1 protein-coding gene is annotated in these 1,295 nt (G+C 66.3%); it reads left to right on the top strand.

The window, feature by feature from the left end:
• Positions 1–69 precede the first annotated feature (69 nt).
• A protein-coding gene (locus ACWCSD_RS52680; protein WP_449927500.1) for an IS3 family transposase occupies positions 70–1,250 on the top strand; the annotation gives its coding sequence in 2 pieces (ribosomal slippage) (positions 70–334 and positions 334–1,250; 1,182 coding nt in all).
• The last annotated feature ends 45 nt before the right edge of the window (positions 1,251–1,295 follow it).

The following is a 1,295-nucleotide window of genomic DNA, read 5'->3' as shown; positions in this document are numbered from 1 at the left end:
ACTGAGGTGCCCAGCAGATTCCGGACAGTCAGCTATATAAGCTGACAGAAGTCTGGAAGAGGTAGGTACGTGACGAGGCGTCGTAGGCAGTTCTCGCCGGAGTTCAAGGAAGAAGCCGTCCGCATGGTGCTGGAGGGTGAACGGACGGTCGCGTCGGTGGCACGCGAGTTCGGGATCAACGCCAGCACCCTGGGCAGCTGGGTGAACCGGCATCGGATCGTGAACGTTCAGGACGAGCAGCCGGGGCCGGCTGCCGGGCCGGACCGGGCCCGGATCCGGGAGCTGGAGCGGGAGAACGCCGAGCTGCGCGAGAAGTTGATCTTCCTGAAAAAAGCGGCCGCCTTCTTCGCGGCCGAGACTCGATGACGCTCGCCAAGTACGAGCTCATCGACGCGGAGAAGGCTCGTCACTCGATCGTGAAAATGTGCGCCTGGCTCGGCGTGTCCCGCTCGGGCTACTACGAATGGCGCGAGCGGCCGGCCTCGGCCACCGCGCAACGCCGCGCGCTGCTGGCCGCACTGGTCGCCGAGATCTTCACCGACGCGCATGAGACCTACGGCTACCGGCGGGTGCACGCCGCCCTGGCCCGTCGCGGCGAGCACTGCTCGGCCGAACTGGTCCGCGCCCTGATGCGCGAGCAGGGCCTCCTCCCAGCCCAAGCACGCGCCTTCCGACCGGTCACCACCGTGCAAGACGGTGACTTCCGCGGCATCCCCGACCTGATCGGCCGTGACTTCACCGCCGCCCGTCCGGGCATCAAGCTGGTCGGCGACATCACCTACGTCCGGACCTGGGAGGGCTTCCTGTATCTGGCCACGGTGATCGACTGTCACAGCAAGGCGGTGCTGGGCTGGGCGATGGCCGACCACTACCGCACCGAGCTGATCAAGGACGCGATCCGAATGGCCGCCGGCACCGGACTGCTCCAGCCTGGCGCCGTGTTCCATAGCGACCGCGGCTCGAATTACACCAGCGACGAGTTCGGCCGGTTCCTGACCGGCCTGGACATCCGCCGCTCGGTCGGCCGCACCGGCATCTGCTACGACAACGCGATGGCCGAGTCGTTCTTCAGCGCGATCAAGAACGAGTGGCTGCACCGCTTCGTCTTCACCACCCGGGCCAAGGCGAAAAGCCAGGTCATCCGCTATATCGAAGGGTTCTACAACCGTCGGCGCCTGCACTCGGCGCTCGGTTACCGGCCGCCCCTGGAGGTTCTCAACGAGGCCCTTTCAACCCAAACGGCCGCATAGGCTGCGCTCATAACACGGCTGTCCGGAATCACCGTGGCCCCTCAG

It is taken from the genome of Nonomuraea sp. NPDC001684 (assembly GCF_053596515.1).
The sequence above is the reverse complement of the archived record's forward strand: the minus strand, read 5'-3'. Positions and strand labels throughout refer to the sequence as shown.